This window comes from Microseira sp. BLCC-F43, from assembly GCF_041929235.1.
In the GTDB taxonomy this organism is placed as follows: Bacteria; Cyanobacteriota; Cyanobacteriia; order Cyanobacteriales; family Aerosakkonemataceae; genus Microseira.
On sequence record NZ_JBHFNP010000095.1, the window covers coordinates 1 to 21,414 of the forward strand.

At 44.7% G+C, this 21,414-nt stretch carries 22 protein-coding genes; 12 read left to right on the top strand and 10 right to left on the bottom strand.

All coding sequences use genetic code 11. The features are described 5' to 3' along the window. The first annotated feature begins 108 nt into the window (after positions 1-108). The 11 genes from ACE1CM_RS14490 to ACE1CM_RS14540 all read left to right on the top strand — a co-directional run bounded on the left by ACE1CM_RS14490 (position 109) and on the right by ACE1CM_RS14540 (position 6,362). The gene (locus ACE1CM_RS14490) at positions 109-462 is read left to right on the top strand and encodes a hypothetical protein (protein ID WP_374878224.1); all 354 of its coding nucleotides are present in this window, start codon (positions 109-111) and stop codon (positions 460-462) included. Continuing rightward, a complete protein-coding gene (locus tag ACE1CM_RS14495) occupies positions 462-2,057 on the top strand; it encodes a hypothetical protein (RefSeq protein ID WP_374878225.1) in 1,596 nt (531 codons plus the stop codon). The genes ACE1CM_RS14490 and ACE1CM_RS14495 overlap by 1 nt, the downstream gene beginning before the upstream one ends. A gap of 60 nt (positions 2,058-2,117) precedes the next feature. Beyond that, positions 2,118-2,642 (top strand): hypothetical protein, encoded by a 525-nt coding sequence (locus ACE1CM_RS14500; RefSeq protein WP_374878226.1) that lies wholly within the window; start codon positions 2,118-2,120, stop codon positions 2,640-2,642. Next, positions 2,639-3,448 (top strand): hypothetical protein, encoded by an 810-nt coding sequence (locus ACE1CM_RS14505; protein WP_374878227.1) that lies wholly within the window; start codon positions 2,639-2,641, stop codon positions 3,446-3,448. The genes ACE1CM_RS14500 and ACE1CM_RS14505 overlap by 4 nt, the downstream gene beginning before the upstream one ends. 104 nt (positions 3,449-3,552) lie before the next feature. Next, positions 3,553-4,158 (top strand): hypothetical protein, encoded by a 606-nt coding sequence (locus tag ACE1CM_RS14510; protein WP_374878228.1) that lies wholly within the window; start codon positions 3,553-3,555, stop codon positions 4,156-4,158. After that, on the top strand, positions 4,155-4,403 hold the full coding sequence (locus ACE1CM_RS14515) for a hypothetical protein (RefSeq protein WP_374878229.1): 249 nt from the start codon (positions 4,155-4,157) through the stop codon (positions 4,401-4,403). Before ACE1CM_RS14510 ends, ACE1CM_RS14515 begins: the two co-directional genes overlap by 4 nt. 1 nt (position 4,404) lies before the next feature. Next, entirely contained in the window at positions 4,405-4,908 is a 504-nt protein-coding gene (locus tag ACE1CM_RS14520; protein ID WP_374878230.1) for a hypothetical protein, read from the top strand. Further along, a complete protein-coding gene (locus ACE1CM_RS14525; protein WP_374878231.1) occupies positions 4,895-5,047 on the top strand; it encodes a hypothetical protein in 153 nt (50 codons plus the stop codon). The genes ACE1CM_RS14520 and ACE1CM_RS14525 overlap by 14 nt, the downstream gene beginning before the upstream one ends. Before the next feature lie 30 nt (positions 5,048-5,077). Beyond that, on the top strand, positions 5,078-5,428 hold the full coding sequence (locus ACE1CM_RS14530) for a hypothetical protein (protein ID WP_374878232.1): 351 nt from the start codon (positions 5,078-5,080) through the stop codon (positions 5,426-5,428). A 1-nt stretch (position 5,429) separates the two neighbouring features. Further along, positions 5,430-5,663 carry a hypothetical protein gene (locus tag ACE1CM_RS14535; RefSeq protein ID WP_374878233.1) on the top strand — a complete coding sequence of 78 codons (234 nt, stop codon included), beginning with the start codon at positions 5,430-5,432 and terminating at the stop codon, positions 5,661-5,663. Positions 5,664-6,158: 495 nt separating this feature from the next. Then, positions 6,159-6,362, top strand: coding sequence for a hypothetical protein (locus ACE1CM_RS14540; protein ID WP_374878234.1), 204 nt, complete (start codon positions 6,159-6,161; stop codon positions 6,360-6,362). Between the two features lie 578 nt (positions 6,363-6,940). On the opposite strand, the gene ACE1CM_RS14545 is transcribed toward ACE1CM_RS14540, so the two are convergent. Both ACE1CM_RS14545 and ACE1CM_RS14550 read right to left on the bottom strand, forming a co-directional pair. Next, positions 6,941-7,939 carry a zinc-dependent alcohol dehydrogenase family protein gene (locus ACE1CM_RS14545; RefSeq protein WP_374878235.1) on the bottom strand — a complete coding sequence of 333 codons (999 nt, stop codon included), beginning with the start codon at positions 7,937-7,939 and terminating at the stop codon, positions 6,941-6,943. A 90-nt stretch (positions 7,940-8,029) separates the two neighbouring features. Beyond that, entirely contained in the window at positions 8,030-11,017 is a 2,988-nt protein-coding gene (locus ACE1CM_RS14550) for a DUF4347 domain-containing protein (protein ID WP_374878236.1), read from the bottom strand. A 581-nt stretch (positions 11,018-11,598) separates the two neighbouring features. On the opposite strand from ACE1CM_RS14550, the gene ACE1CM_RS14555 reads away from it, so the two are divergent. Then, positions 11,599-12,909, top strand: a complete 1,311-nt coding sequence (locus tag ACE1CM_RS14555) for a cytochrome P450 (protein ID WP_374878237.1) — start codon at positions 11,599-11,601, stop codon at positions 12,907-12,909. A 330-nt stretch (positions 12,910-13,239) separates the two neighbouring features. Here ACE1CM_RS14555 and ACE1CM_RS14560 read toward each other — a convergent pair whose 3' ends face one another. The 8 genes from ACE1CM_RS14560 to ACE1CM_RS14595 form a co-directional block, all read right to left on the bottom strand. Then, positions 13,240-14,406: a pyridoxal phosphate-dependent aminotransferase gene (locus ACE1CM_RS14560; RefSeq protein WP_374878238.1), complete on the bottom strand. Its 1,167-nt coding sequence runs from the start codon at positions 14,404-14,406 to the stop codon at positions 13,240-13,242. A gap of 279 nt (positions 14,407-14,685) precedes the next feature. Beyond that, positions 14,686-15,003: a hypothetical protein gene (locus ACE1CM_RS14565; protein ID WP_374878239.1), complete on the bottom strand. Its 318-nt coding sequence runs from the start codon at positions 15,001-15,003 to the stop codon at positions 14,686-14,688. 161 nt (positions 15,004-15,164) lie between these two features. Beyond that, complete coding sequence (locus ACE1CM_RS14570) at positions 15,165-15,284, bottom strand: BrnT family toxin (RefSeq protein WP_374878240.1); 120 nt, start codon at positions 15,282-15,284, stop codon at positions 15,165-15,167. Positions 15,285-15,806: 522 nt separating this feature from the next. After that, complete coding sequence (locus tag ACE1CM_RS14575) at positions 15,807-16,889, bottom strand: class I fructose-bisphosphate aldolase (RefSeq protein WP_374878241.1); 1,083 nt, start codon at positions 16,887-16,889, stop codon at positions 15,807-15,809. Positions 16,890-17,046: 157 nt separating this feature from the next. Beyond that, the gene (locus tag ACE1CM_RS14580) at positions 17,047-17,736 is read right to left on the bottom strand and encodes a diguanylate cyclase (protein ID WP_374878242.1); all 690 of its coding nucleotides are present in this window, start codon (positions 17,734-17,736) and stop codon (positions 17,047-17,049) included. Between the two features lie 273 nt (positions 17,737-18,009). After that, positions 18,010-18,999 (bottom strand): WD40 repeat domain-containing protein, encoded by a 990-nt coding sequence (locus ACE1CM_RS14585; protein WP_374878243.1) that lies wholly within the window; start codon positions 18,997-18,999, stop codon positions 18,010-18,012. A gap of 69 nt (positions 19,000-19,068) precedes the next feature. Next, a complete protein-coding gene (locus ACE1CM_RS14590) occupies positions 19,069-20,319 on the bottom strand; it encodes an AAA-like domain-containing protein (protein ID WP_374878245.1) in 1,251 nt (416 codons plus the stop codon). A gap of 172 nt (positions 20,320-20,491) precedes the next feature. Further along, positions 20,492-21,235: a Uma2 family endonuclease gene (locus ACE1CM_RS14595; protein WP_374878244.1), complete on the bottom strand. Its 744-nt coding sequence runs from the start codon at positions 21,233-21,235 to the stop codon at positions 20,492-20,494. Positions 21,236-21,414: the final 179 nt, after the last annotated feature.

Genomic DNA, 21,414 nt, shown 5'->3' on the forward strand with positions numbered 1-21,414 from the left:
CGCCAACAATAAAGGGATAAGTATCAGTGAAATAATTGAACAGTTGGCACGAATGATTGACGCTGATTAAAATCAGCGAGTCGTCGTTCCTCCACGCAATAAATTGACGTGGCTCCCCGACTCCCGATTTTCTTTAGGTGGCTCGTGGCGGCTGAAAGTTCGCCCAGCACCGATGAAGTTTTCCGCATCGTCCAAAGTAGTCCCACCAGTGTCAGCGTCACCACCAACAGTTCAGTGATTTTACCGGCTAATCCAGACCGCAAGCTGGTAACAATTGTTAATCGCGGTAGTGCAATTGTTTACCTAAACTACGGTGCAACGGCTATTGTTAACGCAGGAATCGGTTTAAATCCTGGTGGTTCCAGTCACGTCCTCAACACTCGGGAAATAAATTACAAAGGGGTAATTTCAGCGGTCACATCATCCGGCACGGCGATGCTTGAAATGATGGAGTCAATTTGATGGCTGCTCCTGGGATTAAAGTTGTAGTTGGGCTTACCTCTAAACTGCTCAGAAGAGCCAGGTATGCACCCCGAACCATAGCAAGACGACCCGTTGCCGACTTTGGGAGAAGACCGAACGCACCCAGACTCCGAGAGGCTTATCGCAGAAGCAACGAACAAGCGCAAGAGCGATACAAAAGAGAATTTTATCAGCGATACCAAAGAGAAAGGGGGTTGCTGCTCGAGCAGCCCAACATACCCCAGCAACCTCGCGAACCTATACCCGTCCCTACTCAGCTACCGCGCCGCATTTCTGACCCAAGGCTCGCTCGCCGCAAACCGAGAATGCCATCAGCATCGTCACAATCCCAGCTAGAAAGACTTCCCAGGTATCAAGATTTTCCCGAACCACCTGCGCCGAGACTGCCTTTAAACATACAGCGTCCACCTGTAAGTCCGCGTCCGCCGCGTACTCTCTTGCGGCGATATCTCGATACGTCTAGAAAGATTAATGACAAACTAACTCAGGTTAATCGAGGTTTGAACGATATCGCTTTTCCTGGGTTAAACGAGGTTAGTGACTTTTTAAGCGACCAAGTTATCAGATTTATTAAAGAACAAAGGCGAAATTGGCGTCGAGTTAGAAATATTTTAGAGGAATCTAGAGAAAATCCTCAAATTCCACCGACTAACCCTGAACCTAACTTTACTTTGCCAATAGATCCGCAATGGAGAGATACAGACGAAATCACGGTTATATATGGAGGAACGAGCTTTATTAATGATGATGGATGGCAATGGCTACCAACTGCGCCTTTATCATCGTTACCTCCACATTGGGGCGTTATTGATGATTACGCTTTGATAACCATACAAGACAGAACCCGAATGATTAACGCTAGTTTGTTGTTCGATAGTAATTTTGAAGACCCTCCTCTTTATTATTTATATACCAGCTTCACTTTTTCGGTTGGTAATTTGCGAACTGTTAATGGCAGAGTCGATCGATTAGCTAGAGTTACCAACTCAATTGATGAACCTTGTACCCCAATTGATGTGATTACTCCTTCTGGGTCATGGTCACCTGATTTTGAACCTTCACCTCCACTAGAACAAGAATTTGAAATTGTTCCCAGAATTAACCGTAGGCTTCGCAGAATTATTGAAGAAAGAGAGGAGAGAGAAAGAATGAGTTGCGACTTAAGTCCAATTATGGTAGCCTTGCGGCGAATAATAGCTACTAACGTCAATTTGCCAGCACAAGTAACGCAAACTCACTTACAAATTAACGCTAACATCGACGAATTAAAGCCACCATTTGCTACAATCAACGCCACTACTCAAGCAACATCAACGACCGTAAATTCTGTTGACAACGTAGTAAATAATACTGCAACACGGGTACAAAACATTGCTAGCAAATTAGATGATGTGGGCAATTTAGTTCAAAGAACTTTTGATAAAGTTGGTGAAGTTTTTCAGGAAATAACAAAACGGATCGATAAGTGGTCGAAATGGTTTCGCTTACCCATGCTGCTGGATGCATTATCTTTTATTTTACTATTGCACAATGCAGCGATGTTAAGTGCTAATGTCGTACAAACAGTAGGATAAATCCTGAATACAGGACTTCAAATAATAGGGTTACAAAGCCCCGATGGTGAAGAGTTTGAAGTGTTTAACGTCGTTGGAAAACAGGCAGATGATTTTATGAGTAGCATTTTAGGCCAGGAAAACTGGACTAAAACGAAAACGACTTGGAAAAAGCTTAACAACATTTATCAAGCTGCAGCCAACGTAATTAATTCAATGCAATCAATTATTGATTCTGCTCGTTCAATTATGGAATTAGGTGCAGAAATGACCGGAAAGATAGGTAACGCATTGAGAAGAGCGGGGGTAGTTTTTGAAAATGCGTTTAATTGGTTTCCGGAGCAGATTAACGCAGCTACTGCGCGCCAGACTAAATTAAACGGAATGATTCAGGGTATCCAAAACATTGAGGATGTTGCTAGTAGTCTTTCTTCTGCCGTATCTGAAGTTAAGTCTATTCAAGATACAGTAATTGAAATGCGCGAACAGCGGCAAAAATTTAATGAAGCTGTTAGGGAATTAGTTTCGGGTAAAACCGAAGCAGAAGCGGATAGTAAAGCTAAATATCAGTCGCCTACAATTCAATCATCAGAATTAAAACCATGAAGAATTTTGAACACTTACAGTCGATTTTTTGCCTAATACATAATCAGCTGGTTAACGAGTTTTTCCGGAATGTTGAAGTGCCGGAAATTATTGAATATATCCGAAACATTCCGTCAAAGGCTAGCTTAAAAAAAGCTTGCTTAATTAGGGATAACGATACTGCCTCAGTGATGGATATGCGAGTGCAGTTGTTTACGATAATTAAAGGCGAACGCGGTTTATTAATGCCAAACTATGATAAAATTACTAGGAAGCGCAGACACAAACCGCAAATTACTCTTTATTTCTCAGAAAAAATAGAAGACGTTGAGGAAGGATACGAGCCTGTAACTGGAGAAATAAGCTTTAGGATTATGGATGCTGGGTCAGATGATGACATTAGCGAAAGTCAAGCGCTGACTTTTGGTCGAAGAATCAAAACTATTTTTGGTGGAGGACAGGGTTTGCTATGGCGCAAGGGAAAGGATTTACTATCTTACTGTGATTGGGATAGGGGATACCAACTACAAATTCTGTGCCGCTCCAAAGAAGAGGGTAAAAGGATTGTAGAAAAAGTTTTAGAAATTCAAAATCACACCCCTGACTGGCAAAACGCTAACTATAAAGCAAATGAAGCCCCTAGCACGCGCTATCCCACCATACCCCCTACAAAAACAATTTTTGGCAAAACAAAGCGGATGCCAAGGGAAAGACCGATTGCGGATGTCTATTTCCGTTACGCCGCGATTCTTATCCGCGGCATGATGCAACCCGTTGTTGTTTACGAGCAGGGGCGCGAGGTGGAAGAAGACCTAACTGCGTCTTGACCAAGATTTTGAAAAAACACCAGGATAGGCTTAGCCCTTCCAGCTCAAAAAACTGCTGAAATTCTGGGTTAGTCTATGGAAGTGGCGAAGCTTAGGAAGAAAATATGGGACGGCGAAAAACAATAGCAGAGTTGCGGGAAGCTTTAGAGGAGGCGCAACGGAGAGAACAGGCACGCGCAACCCGACGAGTCGAGCGTAACCGAGCTTACAGATCTAGAGGAGCCCAAACAACCGCTTTTTACCGATCGATGTTGCGCGAACGAGGTAACGATCGGGCAATTTTTCAAATTTCTGTTGATTCCAACACAGTTGCGGCTCCAGCTGGTGCTGGAACGCAACAGCAAAGTATTCTTACCGTTGAGCAAGCTGGATTACTCGGCACGTTGACGGAAGGGTCTGGGGTTTTAGTTGGGCCAATTAGGGGAAGCGGTACAAAACCTACCAAAATTTCTTGGTACTTCGGGAACTCTACAGCGGAAGTGGAATGGACTCCTTGGCGGACGCGATGGATTAGATTTTACGATGAAGGGCCTGGAGGGCAGAGCCATAGAAGCACGCCGTTCTCTAGAGCAACTGGTGACATCGATGTAGGTGGACTTAGAACCGCGTTTAGTGCTTTATTTGGACCTACGGGAACGGTGAGGCAACGCGCTTTGGGTGATAAAGGTAAGGCAACACTTACTTTTGAAAACGCACCAATCAAGCTATGAAAACCAACGACCTCATCCTTGACAATTTTGAATATTTTTTGTCAATGCCTGTTCAAACTACTCCTTACCAGTGCCAGAAAGAATTTGAGTACGAGGTTGAGCTAATGGTAATTCGACAAAAAGCTTTATCCGAGCTAATTCAAGGTAGCATCTCGCTAGCAGAATTTGAAGAAGTTATCTCTGAGTGTGGTATCGATCCGATTGAGGCTGAAGAGAACTGGACACAAGGACTGAGTTTGTTTTAGGATGAGTTCTTTTTTTTTCGATGTAAATTTAAGTAATGGTGATTTGTGGGAGTTGGAATATTTTGAGATTCAGCTAGCTCCAATAAATCCGGATTACGGACGATTGGCTATTGCTGACTTTGATATTCCTCTGTTTCAACGCAGCCGGATTATGGCAGCGCGGTTTCACAATCCAGTTGCCCGCCCTTGGTGGAAATTAGGGTGTTACTTGAAACAATCGATTCCTGCCCCAACATCATTTGATGTTTCAGGTTCTGTTGAGGTAGCTAAGTGGAGAATACCGTTATACAATCGAACAACAACTAGAGAACAGGTACTATTTTTTCCTGACTCTTCTCCTAGAGTATGGAGGTTAACGGCTTCAATCCCGCATTGGCACCAAGAAGCACATATTACGGTGTGGCGATTTATAGGAGAATTACCGCCGTATTTTTCGCAAACAATTAACGTTATTGAAAACAAACTCGAGCAAATTTTAGATAGGCTTCCAAGTGGAAATACCTAAAAAGTTTGAACCCATCATTGAGGCGCTTCTAAAACAGTTAGAAGAATTTGAGCAAGCTTATGGAACTATTCCAGAAGTTAAGCTTGTGACAAAAAAGAATTATAACGATTTAGTAAAAGCACTGCAAGATAAAAATTAAAACCAACAATCTAATTGTAAATCTTGAACTATGTCTGTCTTAAATGTCGGCTCTACCTTTTCAGGAATTATGCGCCGTTTGGAAACTACCACAAGCGTTAGCGGCATGGTAAACGTCACTGCAACTTCTACTCTCGTTCGTGCCGCAAACAATGACCGCACGGTTCTTTATGTTATTAATACCGGCGCTAATTGGGTTACGGTTGACCACCGGAACGACCCTGTTTTCGGCAGCGGAATTCTTCTGTCGCCTAGCGGTGGAACTTATCAAATTGAGTCGGGCAATTTAGATAAGCGATTGGTTTACGCTATATGTGGTGCGGGATTAACTAGCACATTGAGCTTTTACGAAGGTAGTGGTGAGGAAGTCTTACAGACATAATATGCCAGTTATTAATAGCGCGCAATCAATTGGCGGGGCAAATCACTCTCACTCCAATTTACCCATACTTGATGGTATTTCTGTAGTGAATGGGGTGATTTTATATCACAACTTTAACCCCAATCCGGCTGAGTTATCAGGTTTACTTTATTGGTTTGAGGCTCGTTTTCTTACGGGCTACACCGAAAATCAAAGAGTGCCTAGCTTAGTAAATCATATTGGTTTGGTAATATAGTTTCTGTTCAGACCAATACCAATCAACAAGCGTTTTTTAGAAACAATTTGGTAGCTGGTAAACCTGGATTGGAGTTCAACAACAATGAATTTTATCCGTTTGATTTTAATGGTCTAGCCAACAATTACTATACTTTTTCCTTTGTAGACACTCGAAAGTCAGCAAAATTTGAAAATTATTTATTCGGTAATCAGGCGACCAGCTCAAATGCTGGCTTGCATATAGGCTATCAAAGTAGCTCTACAGTTAGGCTGGGGCAGTTTGCGAACGATTGCGATATCACTATCGACGCATACTCGAATCCTATAAACAGGATTTGGGTTTTTTCTTACAACGTTAGGGGCTTTGAAATCTGGCTAAACAGACATCGGATGGGACAACGCCCCAACACCCAAGGTTTAAGTAGCTGCAATAACGGCAATTTTGGCAGAGGCCATACAAACGTTTATTATGTCGGTACTTGCTGCGGATTCGCGGTACACCTGGGGAATCGAAATGAATCAGAAATTCAAAGTTTGTTTGACTACTGGAATTCTGAATATTTGGTGTACTGAGATAGCGCTGGGGATTCTCTGTAGCACAGTCAGGCATTATGCGCGCTCTCAAGGACTGGCAACTGTTGACCTAACATCGATTCAGAAGATCGCTCGCATTTTTGATGTTCTAATCGAGGATCTAATCGAAACCATCGAAGAGTAAGTCTCAGGACTCTAGCACGCGGGGTCAAAAACAAAGGTGATGCGTCAATCTCGCGACTAATCACCCACTATTTTTCGGATCGCCCTTTGTTTTCAGGACTTACGCCAAGAAACTAAGGGCGATCCGAGAAATCGTTGGTTTGGCAACCATAGATCAACGAAGAAACCGGGTTTCTTTTCTCGTCGTGCTAGAGTCCTGGTTTTTTTGCGTAATCAGCTGCTACGCACCTAATTTAAGAGTCAAATTTTCCCTTCTTCTTGTGGGGTGGGCATCTTGCCCGCCTCTTTATTGGATTTAAATGCGTAGCAGCTGATCGTGTCCTTAAGCAACGGTTGTGTAATATCATGTCCGGTTAATCACCCATAGTTAGGAATGACTCTGAGGGGGTGACACGGTGACTTGGGAGAGATTTTTATTCAGGGTAATTAGGCGGACATCATATAACTGCTAATAGCTAATCGCTAATCGCTGCTGGAGGAGGCAATTAGCAATTAGCAATTAGCAATTAACAATTAGCCATCCATACACTACCGATCTCTCGCGGACATGATATAAGTCCCGAGTCTGTTGTGTTGATATTATTGGATGTGACTATCCACCACCAATACCGCCGCACCCTGTATCTTACCGCTGCGTAATGCCGTCAAAGCTTCATTCGCTGCTGTCAGCGGAAATGCTTCTACTTCGGTGCGAATGGGAACTTTGGGCGCTAATTCTAAAAATTCTTCTCCATCTTTCCGCGTTAAATTTGCCACCGATCGCAACACTCTTTCTGACCATAAAATTTCATAAGGAAAAGAAGGAATATCGCTCATGTGAATACCAGCACAAACGACTACGCCGCCTTTTGCTACCGCTTTTAAAGCCGCCGGTACGAGTTTACCAACGGGAGCAAAAATAATCGCCGCGTCTAAAGGTTCTGGAGGTAATTCTTCGGAACCACCTGCCCAAACTGCACCCAATTTTTTGGCAAATTCTTGTCCTTCAATATCCCCATCGCGGGTAAAGGCATAAACTTGCCGCCCTTCATATTTAGCCACTTGAATTAAAATATGTGCGGCAGCGCCAAAACCATAAAATCCCAAACGTTCCGCATCCCCGGTCATTCTGTAAGAACGATAACCAATTAATCCGGCACACAATAACGGGGCGGCTTGCAAATCCGGATAATCTGGGGGAATTGGAAAGCAAAATTGCTCGTCTGCTACCGTATATTCCGCATAACCACCGTCAATTTGGTAACCCGTAAATTCGGCATTGTCGCAAAGGTTTTCCCGACCGGAAACACAGTAGCGGCAATGGTTACAAGTATGACCGAGCCAGGGGACGCCGACGCGATCGCCTGGCTGAAATTTTGCCACGCGTTCGCCCGTCGCCACCACCGTCCCGACAATTTGATGACCGGGAATTAAAGGCAATTTGGCATGGGTTAATTCCCCATCGACAATGTGCAAATCAGTCCGACAAACTCCGCAGGCGTGGACGCGCAACAATACTTGATGTGGGTTCGCAGTTGGTATTGGTACATCAGCAACCCGCAAAGGTTTACCGGGTGCATCTAAAAGCATTGCTAGCATAACTGAGAATTGCAGATTTAAGATTTAAGATTGCAGATTTAATAACATCTACCATCTACAATCTTAAATCTGCAATTGATTGAGAGCAAGCTAAGCAGGAACCCAACGGAAGATGGTTCCGTTCCCTAGATTGACGCCGTACATATTGCCATCGGGACCTTTTTCCATATCGACCACATAGGGTAGACCAGAATCAAACACTCGAACCCCACTTATATTGCGATTTTGATCGAGGGTTGCTTCATAAATATTGCCTTCCCCAACATCACCAAAAATCAGCCGATTGTTGTCATAAAAATCACCCATGATGATGGCGATCGCTCCATTGGCATGGGTACGAGCATAAATGGGAGCGGTTACCGATTGACCGCTAGCATAAAATGCCTGAGCTTCCGGTAAATTAGCGTATCCGGTTGATTGTTGCAAGCTGACACCATTTCCCCCCTCATAATAAGGCCAACCAAAATTCACTCCTCGACCTGTGTTAATTTCTTCCCATTGCGACCACCCTACATCGCCAATTACTGGCAATCCAGTCACTGGATCGAAGGTGAAGCGGAACGAATTTCGCACACCATAATCGAAGACTTTGTCGCGATTGTTATCTGCGCCATCCGCTCCATTAAAAAATGGATTATCGGATAATCCTGCACCTGTATTTGGATCGATTCTGAGGATTTTTCCGGAAAGATTATTCAAGTCTTGAACGCGCACGGTGCGCGGATCGGCAAAATTGTAGGAAGTGCCATCGCCATTGCTGACGTACAAAGCACCATCGCTGCCAAAGTGAACTGCACCGATGGTATGGGATTCGCTATCGGTTGCTAAATAGTCGCGAATGTTGTTAGTTAAATTGTTGTTGGCGTCGCGTTCGATCAGCGTTTGCGGCGCCACAATTGTAGTGCCATTGTTAATTCCTGAAGGCGGAATCGATGAATCATTGGTGCTATTGCCATCCGGACGACTTGTATATTCCCAGGTGCTATTTTTACCCAGCAAAACTACTTCGCTTCCGGGGACGGCGGTAATATTACCCGTAACCGGATCGGTTGTCGCCGTAACGCGAATCAAACGCGATGGACGATTCCCCGCACCATCTGGATCGTCTAAATTCGTGCCTGGGTTAATATTGTTGGATGCTTCTGGCGGATCGTAGGTGAAGAGGAGATAAACGTAGGGATTGGTGGCAAAGTTAGGATGAATTGCCATCCCCAACAAACCGCGATCGCGCACATTGTTAACCTGGTTGGAAATATTAATAAACGGCGTTGATTGCAATGTCCCATTTCTGAATACGCGGACGACGCCATCTTTTTGCGCGATAAACATGTTGCTACCATCCGGCGTCCAATCGACTACCGTGGGTTGGTTGAGTCCAGATACCACAGTCTGCCGAGTAAAACTGGGATCGTTGTCTACAATTGTCAGCGTCGCCGTGCTGGGGGAACCAATCCTTGTCCGACGACCGGGGTTGCTGAGTGCGATGTTGAGTGTTTCGCTCGATTCGATCAGCGCGTCATTGATAATTGGAATCGAAATCGTCTTGGTGATTTCTCCCGCTGCAAAACTGAGGGTTCCTGAAGTTGCCGTATAGTCCGAGGGAGCGATCGCAGTGCCATTGCTAGTGGCATAATTTACCGTTGCAGGTTTGCTAAGATTACCTGCACGTTCAACGGTAATCGAAGCATTCCCGCCATTTTCCGCAACGCTATAGGTAGGCTGACTGAAGGTAACCGTAGATGGACTATCATCATCAACAATCGTCACTGTAGCTGTTCTGGGAGTACCAACTTGACCAATTCCATTAGTTCCCAACAACCCTACAGTAAATGTCTCATCGGATTCAAACACATCATCGTCGATCAAGTTAATCTCAATTGTCTTGCTAGTTTCTCCATCTAAAAAAGTGAGACTGCCATTCGGAATATCCACATAGTCCGATCCAGCTAAAGCCGTTTGATCGTCAACACTATAATTAACCGTTACTGTGCCGCTACTTCCACCCGTTCGCACAACCGTAAGCGCTACTTTACCCGCTTCCTCACTCACAAAAGGCGGAGTTGAAGTTGCCAAACTGATAGTACCCGGACCCTGTGAAATCGTGCTGAACAGTCGCGACTGGGGAATAATTTGCTTGCTTTGGCTAGGACTTGACCAGGAAAGATCCACCCTCGCATCTGCGATATTTTCTACATACTCTAAACGGACATCATATCGTTGACCAGCATTGAGGCGAATTGTCCCGCTAGCTTCTTGCCCTTTTCTTGTTGCATTGATTATTTGTTGCCCATTAATCCACAGTTTCGCTGTATCATCAGGCGTCGTAAAAAATGTGTAGTTTTCCGTATAATCAGCCAATACTTGACCCGTCCAACGCACCGAAAAGCTATCTTTGCCAATTGAAGCAGCGGGCGATCCTTTTCCCCAGTTGAAGTTAATAGTTGGATCGGTGCGGGTCAACTTTAAATTGGTAAAGTTTTTGTTATTGAAATACTCGCCCCGCAACCCATCCCCCACATCCAGAAGTCCTTGATAAGACTGTAGAACTTGAGGTTGGAAAGCAGAAGCTGATTTAATCCCTCGGGTCCTAACTTCCAAATCCCAGTCACCGCCTCGCGTTGCGCTACCTGTCAGGTCAGATGAAGCAGCAATATCAGCCCCAGTTAGACCGCTCAAATCTTGGATAAACTGCTGCCCTTCTTCTCCTGCACCAACATTACATCCGTAAAGAAAGATGTCGGCATTCGGAGTCAAAGACTTCGCCCACCTTTGCAATTCTTCACTATAGCGGTCGAGGGTATTAGAGCTAACTTCTGCCTTCCCCAAGTACAATTTCCCCGATTGTCCATTCGAGACAATATGCAGGCTGGAAATATTTTCCCGCCCAGACAATACCTCGCTAATTTGCTCAATTCCATCCTTTGATGGGTCGAGAACGATCGCTTCTGCGCCTGCCAACACCCCGTTTGCAAGTGTTTGATAGTCTTCTACTGCTGGATCGATAAAAACTATAGATTTTGTAGCGTTTGTAGTAAATAAACGCTGCCGATAGCTGTCACCGCTGGAGTTTACAAACATTTACTAAATACCTTTAATAGAATCATAACTGCAATTATATTACTGATAAATAATGGTTTTAATTATTTTTAGCGGCAATTTTTTTAATGTTTGTAAAGTTTTGACTAATTTTCCTCTTTTCGTATTATTTTTTTGATGTTAAATATCAGTAACTTTTCGTTGAAAAATTCAACATTTACGATCGGTACTTACGCAGCAACACCATATGTGGTGGCTGCGGTGCGTTACGTTAGGGCTAAGCACCTCAAAACGGTTCTCATCTTGCTGACGGCAGCGCTCATTTTCCAGGTTCGCCCATTGGCAGAGGAGACAGCGAGCAAGTCGGGGTCTGATATCATGTCCTTAAGCAAAGGTAGTGCAAGTGTTTTTTAGGCTGTAGGGGCGGGTTTTACGAGAGTTTTATTGTAGGGGCGGGTTTTACCAATCAATCCGTGGAACCACGAGATATTTCGTTAAACCCGCCCCTACTTGCTTTGGATAAATAAACCCGCCCCGTTAGTGCAGCACTTCGGACGGACATGATATGACATAGATGCGCCAAGGGGAGTCACGGCTGCACCTAATCTAGCAGGCTGTCGGGCGTGCGTTGGCGGCAGCCTGTGCGACAGCACGTATCGCATCAAAAAATATTAACCTTATCAGTAATTAAACTCAAAAACTACATACAAAAGCGTCATATGCCAGCACCCGATATTCTTTCAGCAGAGTTTGCTAAAAACCCTTACCCTTTTTACGAGGAAATGCGCGAAAAATATCCTCTGTATTTTCACTCTGCGACTAACAGCTATGTGATTAGCCGTTACGAGGATGTTGAACGTGCTTTTCGTGACCCCGCTTTCTCAAGTCGTCATGCAGAAACACAGTTTGAACCTGTGTACGGTCGAACGATGGTACAAATGGATGGCAGAGAACACGCATTAAATCGCAGCTTGGTGATGCAAGCACTGGGCAGTTATAAGTTGCATGACAAGTATATACCGCTGATTGAGGAAAATGCTAGACAACTGCTCGATACATTTCGGGCAGCAGGAGAGGTTGAGCTAGTTCAAGCTTTTACCAGCATCTTTCCCATCAGCGTGATAGCAACAATATTTGGTTTGCCAAATCAAGATCTTTTACTGTTGAAATCTAATGCTGATAAAATTTCCTCTTACTTGTCGAATCTGTCGCAAAATCCAGATGTAGCTGCGGCAGGTTTGCAAGCACGACAAGAACTTGAAGCCTATTTATCTCCGATTATTCAACAAAGACGACAGAATCGGGGTGATGATTTGTTGTCGAGTCTATGCTATGCAGAAATTGATGGAGTCAAGCGTAAGGATGCAGAAATAAAATCCCTCTCAATGCTATTGCTGGGTGCTGGTGGAGACACAACAGATAAAGCATTAGCCTTGATGTTGAGAAATCTGATTGAGCATAACGACCAATTGCAAAGCGTTCGCGATGACCGCAGTCTAATAGACCGGGCATTTGCAGAAACACTCCGTTACTCCTCACCCGTACAGTGGCTAATGCGTCTGACGCTTGACAATGTAAAGATGACTGGCGGTACTATTCCGGCTAATTCAACGGTCATCTGCTCAATTGCTGCTGCTAATAGAGACTCGAATCAGTTTGAAAATCCCGATCAATTCAATATTTTTCGCCAAGACTTAGATGTGAGTCGGGCTTTTTCTGGTGCTGCCAATCACTTAGCTTTTGGGTATGGAAAACACTTTTGCGTTGGGTCTAATTTAGCAAAACAAGAAGCGATCGTTGCCACTAATTTACTGTTATATTCCCTGGGCGATCTACAATTTCAGGATAATGAATTGCCTGAAGAAGTCGGATTTTTCACCCGCGGACTCAAGACGCTTCGTCTTAAATTTACAACGCGCCTTTTCTGTAATTAACGCAAGTTGCTAGTTATCTTTTTAGGGCTGCTAATGGCTAATGGCTAATGGCTAATAGCTAATGGTAAGCTGCTACGCATTTAAATCCAATAAAGAGGCGGGCAAGATGCCCAACCCACCAGAAGAAGGGAAAATTTGACTCTCAAATTAGGTGCGTAGCAGCTTAGAACCGAAAAATATTCCCATCAGCAATTAGCAATTAGCGATTAGCAATGCGAGCAACCCACGATAGTTATAACTAGCAACTTGGGTTAATTAGATTGTGGATGGGAAATTGCAGATTGCAGATTTAATAAAATCTGCAATCTTAAATCTTAAATCTGCAATCGTTTACATTCTCGTTCTAACAAATTTATCCAATCTATCCATGCCTTTTTCAATTATTTCTAAGCTGGTGGCGTAGGAAAGGCGGATGCAGTCATCGGCGCCAAAGGCAATACCGGGAATCACTGCAACTTGTTGCGATTCTAGCAATCCATCGCAGAATTCTAGGGAAGTTAAACCTGTGAAGCTAATATCAACGAACATGTAAAAAGCACCGTCGGGTTTGGCGCAACTGAGTCCCGGCATCCCATTGAGTCGTTCTAACATGACTTGGCGACGCTGGGTGAATGCCGAAAGCATTTGTTGGACGCAATCTTGGGAACTTTCCAGGGCTGCGATCGCACCATATTGTGCAAAGGTACAAATATTAGATGTACTATGCCCTTGAATGTTTGTGGCTGCTTTAATTAACTCTACTGGCGCTGCTAAATAACCGACTCGCCACCCCGTCATCGAATATGCTTTGGCAAAACCATTGCTAATAATAGTACGAGCAAAGATTTCTGACCCCAAAGCACCGATACTCACGTGTTTTGTATCTTCGTAGAGAATTTTTTCGTAAATTTCGTCAGAAACGACTAAAATATCTTTCTCCACAACTACTTCTGCCAGGGCTTTAATTTCTTCTGGGGTGTAGACAACGCCGGTGGGGTTAGAAGGCGAGTTGAGAACAAACAGCCGCGTTTTGGACGTACAAGCTTGACGCAGTTGATCGGGGGTAATTTTGTAATTATTTTTGGCATCGGTATCGATAATTACCGGCACGCCTGCTGCTAACTTGACCATTTCTGGGTAGCTAACCCAGTAGGGTGCGGGGATAATCACTTCATCCCCCGGATCTAATAGTGCCAGCATCAGGTTGAAGAGGGAATGCTTGCCGCCGTTGGTGACGAGGACATTTTCGGCGCTGTAGTCCAGGTGATTATCGGTTTTAAGTTTTTGAGCGATCGCGCTCCTTAACTTCGGTTCCCCCGCAGCGGGGCCATATTTCGTCTTCCCGGCGTCTAATGCTTGTTTTGCAGCAGCTTTGATATGTTCTGGCGTATCGAAGTCCGGTTCCCCAGCACTAAAACTGCAAATATCGATTCCCGACGCCTTCATCGCTTTAGCTTTGGCGTCGATGGCTAATGTGAGGGATGGCGTTACCTGACCTACTCGTGCTGCCAGTTTCATGCGTTTATGCGGAATCGGTGAGTGAAGAAGTGGGACAACTTTCTACTTTCTCAGATCTGTTACCCTCGATCTCTAGATTTGTGTTTTTTTTTAGTTTTGGGCAGTAGGGGCACGGCAACCAAAATATCTTGATTGGTACAGATAACTTTGAGGGCGCCGTGCCCTTACCTGGGTGCATGGTGGGTCTTCCTCTCTCCCAAAGCTCCTTGTGCGTTCGCGAAGCGTCTCCGTCAGGAGAATCGCCCAAGACCCAATATATTGCACCTTCCTCAACGCTTTTTAATCTCGCTCCGGGTTGCTAGTATCTTTGCGCTCTTGGGGTTGGCTGGGTATTAATTCAATTAGCGATCGCAAAGTCTTGTTGACCGCTTCTGAATCTGGAAAGTATTTTCCCACGTCTGGTTCTAGCATCACCGCCCCATCTTCTAATGTGAAATACTCAACCGTAACGCTGCCATCTTCTCGCTCAATTCTTACTTTATGACCTTGGCGATAGGCGCGGTAGTATTTACCTCGCACGCCTTTCTTACCAGTAAAATTGTATTCATGTTCCAGATCGCAGTCTTGTGTTTTTTTATTAGTTTGCACCTTCTTCATATACTCTGCCCTCGGCAGCCGTCGCTTTTCGGCAACTTACGCTCCGAATTATCAGAGTATCTTGGTTTTCTTACCGTTCGGTATGAACGACGAGCAACACTCTACTCTTTGCCGATATGCCAATGCTAATATATCGCTCTTCGTAATCTGAATGGTACTCATCAGGGAAAGTAATCAATCATCGGGTCATTAAACACAGTCTTGGCTGCTTCAAAGCTGACCTTATGCTTTCGCAGGTTTTCCCGCGCTTTATTTTCGTCCCACTCGAATATTAGTTCCATCAATTTATAGGGTAGCGTGCCCGATCAATAGCGGCAAATACAGCCTTAGTATAATGTATCAAACTCAGAACTTAAGCACGACAAGGCCATCACCTTAGTTTCTGAGCAGATCTTTTTTCACAGAAACCCGGTTTCTTTGCGTAATAAAATGTCAGGCTTTTCACCCTTAATTAAAACTCAGAGCGTCACCGCGTCAGTCGCGTCAGTCGCGTCAGCTCTAACTATGGGTATTCAAGGGGACACTATATAATATCATGTCCGGTCGATTACGCACGATCGGCAGCCGGGACACGGCACGATCAAAGTTATCTATTTGTCCGAGATATCTCTTTAGCCTTAGTCCCTACGCAACGACGAGGTGAGGTTTTTTTATTAGGGGCAATTCAACGGACATCATATAAGTCCTGAAACTCAAATCTCAAATTCTTAGATCCGGGTTGGGTTGCTTTAGATCAAACCAACCCACAAAGTCTAACCAAAGCCCCCTCTCCCCCTCTGCTGAGAGGGGGTAGGGGGGAGAGGTCAAGCAATTGTCACTTGCTCCGACAAATAAACATCCTGAATCGCGTGGAATAACTTCACCCCTTCTTCCATCGGACGTTGGAAGGTTTTGCGCCCGGAAATTAATCCCATACCGCCCGCGCGTTTGTTAATCACTGCGGTGCGAATCGCTTCGGCAAAGTCGCTTTTACCCGATGCCCCACCAGAGTTAATTAACCCTGCACGTCCGCCATAGCAATTCAACACTTGATAGCGGGTTAAGTCAATCGGGTGGTCGGTGGTTAAGTCGGTATAAACTCGATCGTTGGTCATACCGTATTTCTTGCCCGTGGCTTGAGAAACTGCCCCGTAGCCATTGTTATTTTCAGGCAATTTCTGTTTAATAATATCGGCTTCGATCGTGACGCCTAAGTGGTTCGCTTGTCCGGTTAAATCTGCGGAGATGTGATAGTCTTTATCTTGCTTGAAGGCACTGTTTCGCAGATAACACCACAAGATAGTTGCCATGCCATATTCGTGTGCTTGGGCAAAGGCTTTGCTCACTTCTTGAATTTGCCTGGTTGATTCGGGGGAACCAAAGTAAATTGTAGCACCCACGGCTACTGCTCCCAAATTCCAAGCTTGCTCGATGGAAGCAAACATTATTTGGTCGTATTGATTCGGGTAGGTGAGCAGTTCGTTGTGGTTGAGCTTTACAATGAAGGGGATCTTGTGGGCATATTTGCGCGAAACCATGCCTAAAACGCCCAAAGTTGTCGCCACGGCGTTGCATCCAGCTTCTATTGCCAGTTTAACGATGTTTTCCGGGTCGAAATAAATGGGATTGGGTGCAAAAGATGCACCGGCAGAGTGTTCGATGCCTTGGTCTACTGGCAGGATAGAAAGATATCCTGTATTGGCGAGTCTGCCGCTAGAATACAACTGTTGCAGACTGCGGAGTACTTGGGGATGGCGATCGCTTTGTGCAAATATCCGATCCACCCAGTCCGGTCCCGGTAGGTGCAATAAATCTTTAGGTATTTTTGCTTTGTAGGTCAGTAGGTCTTCCGCTTCTTTACCCAGCCAAGATTCCAGGAAACTGGGCATCGATAGGGTTGTCGTCATAGCACTTTTCCTTAAACCCTCCGTCTTTTATTGTCGCTATGCTCAACTATTCCTATGTCTGTCTTAAAGCAGACTCTTGCTACTTTTTTTGCGATTTTGCGCCGCGTTCCTCTAAGCACTTATACTCACTTGTTTGTAGTAAGGACTTAAGTCCTGACTACGAAACAGCTACGATACATTTTACTTCTGTGCGATCGCGTCCTTTTCTTTGGGACTGATAAAGTGCTTCTTCTGCTGCTTGCATCAACAGCGATGGCGACACTTCAATTTGCGGAATTGTCATCCCTACTCCTAAACTAACCGTCACAACTCTATCCGGCAGTCCATCTATTTGGGAGTCATGGTAAAGCGCTAATTTTTTCACGTTTTTTCTGATGTTTTCCCCTATTTTTACAGCGTTATCAGCTTTTGTTTGTGGTATAATTAAGGCAAATTTTTCCGAACCACACCTCGCTGCTAACCCATCGGGAGGCTGCACCCAGGCACTAATTACTTTAGCAACTTGCTGCAAACAATTTTCTCCCGCTTCATCTTTGCGACTATTATTGTAAATTTTAAAATAGTCAATTTCTATCAAAATTAGTGACAGAGGTACTTGCTCTAGTGCCAACCTTTTCCACACCTGTTCTAGCCAGATGTTAAAGTAACGTTTATTGGCTAGTTTGGTGAGGTCGTCTCTGTAATCGAGCAGACAATAGCTGCAATTTTCTTGTTTTTGCAAGTACCGCAGATTGTCTTGCCCAGAGTCCCTCTCTGAGTTTGCCATCGCCAATTGTTCGATGGGGGTGCGAGGGATGTTAAAAGCAGAATTGGGCGCTAACGCTCCCTTAAAAAATTCTTTTACCATTGACTGCCTTTCCTTGCTCTCAAGGCAAAATGTATTGAGCAATACTTTTAATCGCACCCCGGTCAGTCTTGCCTCTACCTTTAGGTGTAGAGATTCGCTTATCTTAAATATTAGTATGAATAATTGAAAGAATCTGTGAAAAATAAAATCTTAAAAAATTTTTACTTTGTCAACCGAATTAAGTGACTAAATGTAACATAACTTTAAAATTGACTGGAGCAAATGCACAGTAGAAGTTTCGGCGCAGGAGGTTGGGTTGAAAGCAACTCGGTATCAGTTTTGAGTGGGGATGTTGTTGCAGAGGGTGCGATCGCTCTGGTCTACTTCAGCATTTGTCTTCAAATAATCCCGCAGGCGATCGCAACTATACTTCATCAGCTCTAAGTTGAGAATGGGCGGCAAATCCCACAAGATCGCAGTCTGGTCGTCACTTGCACTCGCCAGGGTTTTGCCGTCGGGACTAAATGCCACATTCCAAATGACTGCACTATGTCCGTAGAGGGTTTGCAGTTTAGTACCATCTCGCTTCCAGAGTGCGATCGCGCCGTCTGCACCACTAGCGGCGATAATTTGACCGTCCGGGCTGAAATTGACGCTGGTAAAGCTAACACTTGCCTGTAGTGTCCTTAGCAACTTACCATCTGGTTGCCAAAGTTTGACGGTTTTGTCCAAACTCGCTGTAGCGATCATCTCACCATCTGGGCTGAACTGAACGTCAAAAATCCCGGCACTATGCCCTTTGAGCGTCGCAATCTTACTGCCGTCTAGTTTCCAGAGTTTGACAGTTTTGTCCACACTGGCGGTGGCGAAGGTATCACCTTGAGGACTAAACGCCACACTTCTCACCCCACCACTATGCCCCTTGAGAGTTATCGGGGTGAAGCATAAATGTCCCTGTTTGCCCAAAGTTGTTGTCCCGAATCCGGCATCCCTACAGATGTCGTTACGCCTCCAGATCTTGGCGGTACCATCCACAGATCCTGAAACGAGGGTTTGACCATCCTTGCTAAACTGAATTCCGAAATTTTTCTGTTCTGCTAACCTGGCTTCAACTTCCCGCGTTCTTTCTGCTTCCAGTTCTATTTGCATTTCCAGGCGATCTAATTCTTCGCTTTTGGCTAAGAATTGATAATCCAAATTGCTCAAACTTTTCCCGCGCGCCCAATTTTGGGCATCTTTTAAAGCTTGTCCGCGCCAGAATCGCGAATTATCTGTTTGTTTGGAATATATCCAAGCATCAAATCTTTGATAATATGGGCGCATAAACGCTAATTTTTTCCACCCATTCCAGGTTAAAAATTTATCGATAAATTTAATTTTTAATAAAAAATATTATTTTTTGCCGAATAATCCTGATAAAATTAATTCAGTTTGTTCTTTTGAATCATCGGTTTCGATCCCCCCTGCCCCCCAAAACAGCGGGGCCTTCTCAGATCCCCCCTGCCCCCCAAAACAGCGGGGCCTTCTCAGATCCCCCCTGCCCCCCAAAACAGCGGGGGGTTCCTCTTGTCCCCCCCCTTGGCAAGGGGGGGCTAGGGGGGGATCGTCTGCATCGGAATTGTGAGTTTCTCTCCTCTGCTCCCCTGCCCCTCTGCTCCGAGGCGGTCGTAATAATTCAGATGCAAATCGAGACGATATTAGGGGGGGATCGGATTGTAAAATTTGCTGATAAATGCCCAGCAATCGGGCGGCGCGTTCTGAGTTGCAGAGGATGCGATCGCGTATCGTCCTCAAATGCTCTGGTTCATCCTGAGATTCCCACTTTTGGATAATATACTGACGAACCACATTCTCTACCCAAAATGCTTCATGTCCGGGAGGAATCGTCAGAACATCGCTAATTTCCTCTGACTCAATCGCTCTTTTTTCTACAATCCTGGTTACTAATTGACACAGTTTTTGATTCAAAAATGGCTGTCCACCTGTCCAAGCTAATATTTCTTTTACCACTGCTTGAGGATTGCTAACTTTTCCCTCTAATCCCAGGGCTAGCGGTTGGGCTTCGTGCAGTTGAAACCCTTGCAATTCTATAGCTGTGCCGATATTAAATGGGGTTCGCTTTTTATCTGCTATTAAATCCCTGGGCGTCGCTACGCCAAATATGGCAAAGGTTAACCGATTGTATTCTGTATTGATATACCGCTGATTGTAGCAGAATCTAACCCAAGCCAAAAAATCATCAATCGGGAAATATAAGCTGAGAATGCTATCGATTTCATCAATAAATATAACTATTTTATCATCGGTCAATTTGACCAACAATACATCTTCGATAAAATTCCCCAATCTCTGAAGAAACGAAAGATCTTCAAAGTCACGCCACCAAGTTTTTAAATTGATTTTTCCGAGCAGATTAAAGCCGCGCCACAGTTCAGTAACGATACCTTTATACCACTGTTCGGGAGAGATATTTTCGCTGCCGATGCGGCTCATATCCAGAGTGCTGCACCGATATCCTTGTTGTTGCAGCAAGTGTCTTGTTCTGACTAAGATAGAAGACTTGCCCATTTGCCGCGAGTTGAGGACATAACAAAATTGTCCAGCGCCTACGGCTTGATAAAGTTGCTTATCAGCTTGTCGAATTACTTAGCTGGGAGCATCTTTTGTCAGGCTACCCCCGACTTGGTATTGGTATTGATTCATTCGGGATTTAGTGCGATCGCTTAACCTTGAGCAGTTCTATCCAAAGATAGATTGACAAATGACTGCTAATTAGCGTCAGGGAATATTGTCGCACAGAGAGCGATCGCAAAGGTCAAGTAAGGGTTTCTGGATCGATACCAAGTTCTCTAAGTCTTTGAGCTAGAATTTGTGCTTTTTGTTCGGCTTCGAGGCGGCGTTGTTGTTCGAGCAGTGCGTTTTGTTCGGCTTCGAGGCGAAGTTGTTCGGCTGTCTGGATGCGCTCTTCTGGTGTCAGAAACTTTTGTCCTTGCTCGTCATACCAATACAGCCATTCCCGCGTGATGCCTTGATAAGTTCCTAACTTTTGTCCCAGTCCTAAATTAATTTCTGGTAGCCAGATGGGATTTCCTGAGAGCAAGACGTATTCCTTGTTCTCTAATCGATACACTTCCAATGGGGGTTTGCGACGGCGACGGGGATTATAAACGGCGTAGAATAATATTCCCAATTCGCCATAGATTTGCTTTTTGGTGCTGTATTCTCCGCGATATTTTTGCGAGACGACTTCTAAGGCGAAAATTGGCACTTTTTGTTCTTCCCAAAGGACATAACTCAAGCGCAATTGTTCGTCGATAAATCGCTCGACTCCCAAGCTGAGAAACCCATCGGGGACAATGGCGGGTTCATTTTCGTGGTAATAAATTCCCATGTCTACGCCAAAATACCAATCTTGCCGCTCGGCCCAAATGAGTGCCAGTATGGCTTCTAGCAGGGTGGGAATTAAGTGTTGTAGTTGGTTATCCACGGGGGTATCGTCCGAGTCGGGGAGTTCTTCGGAAGAAGGTAGGCAATGGAGTGGATTGTAGTCTAACAACATAAAGCTTTTGTCAACGCTAAACCGATCGTAATTACAGTAGGGGCAAGGCATCCGAGATTTTGTTTGTTGACCGATTATATTTAGGGTTCCGTGCCCCTACAGTATGTGCAATGCGTGGGAGAATTTGTTGTGTTACCGGTAATATTTAGTGTGCCGAGCCCCAAATGGATGGGCAAGGC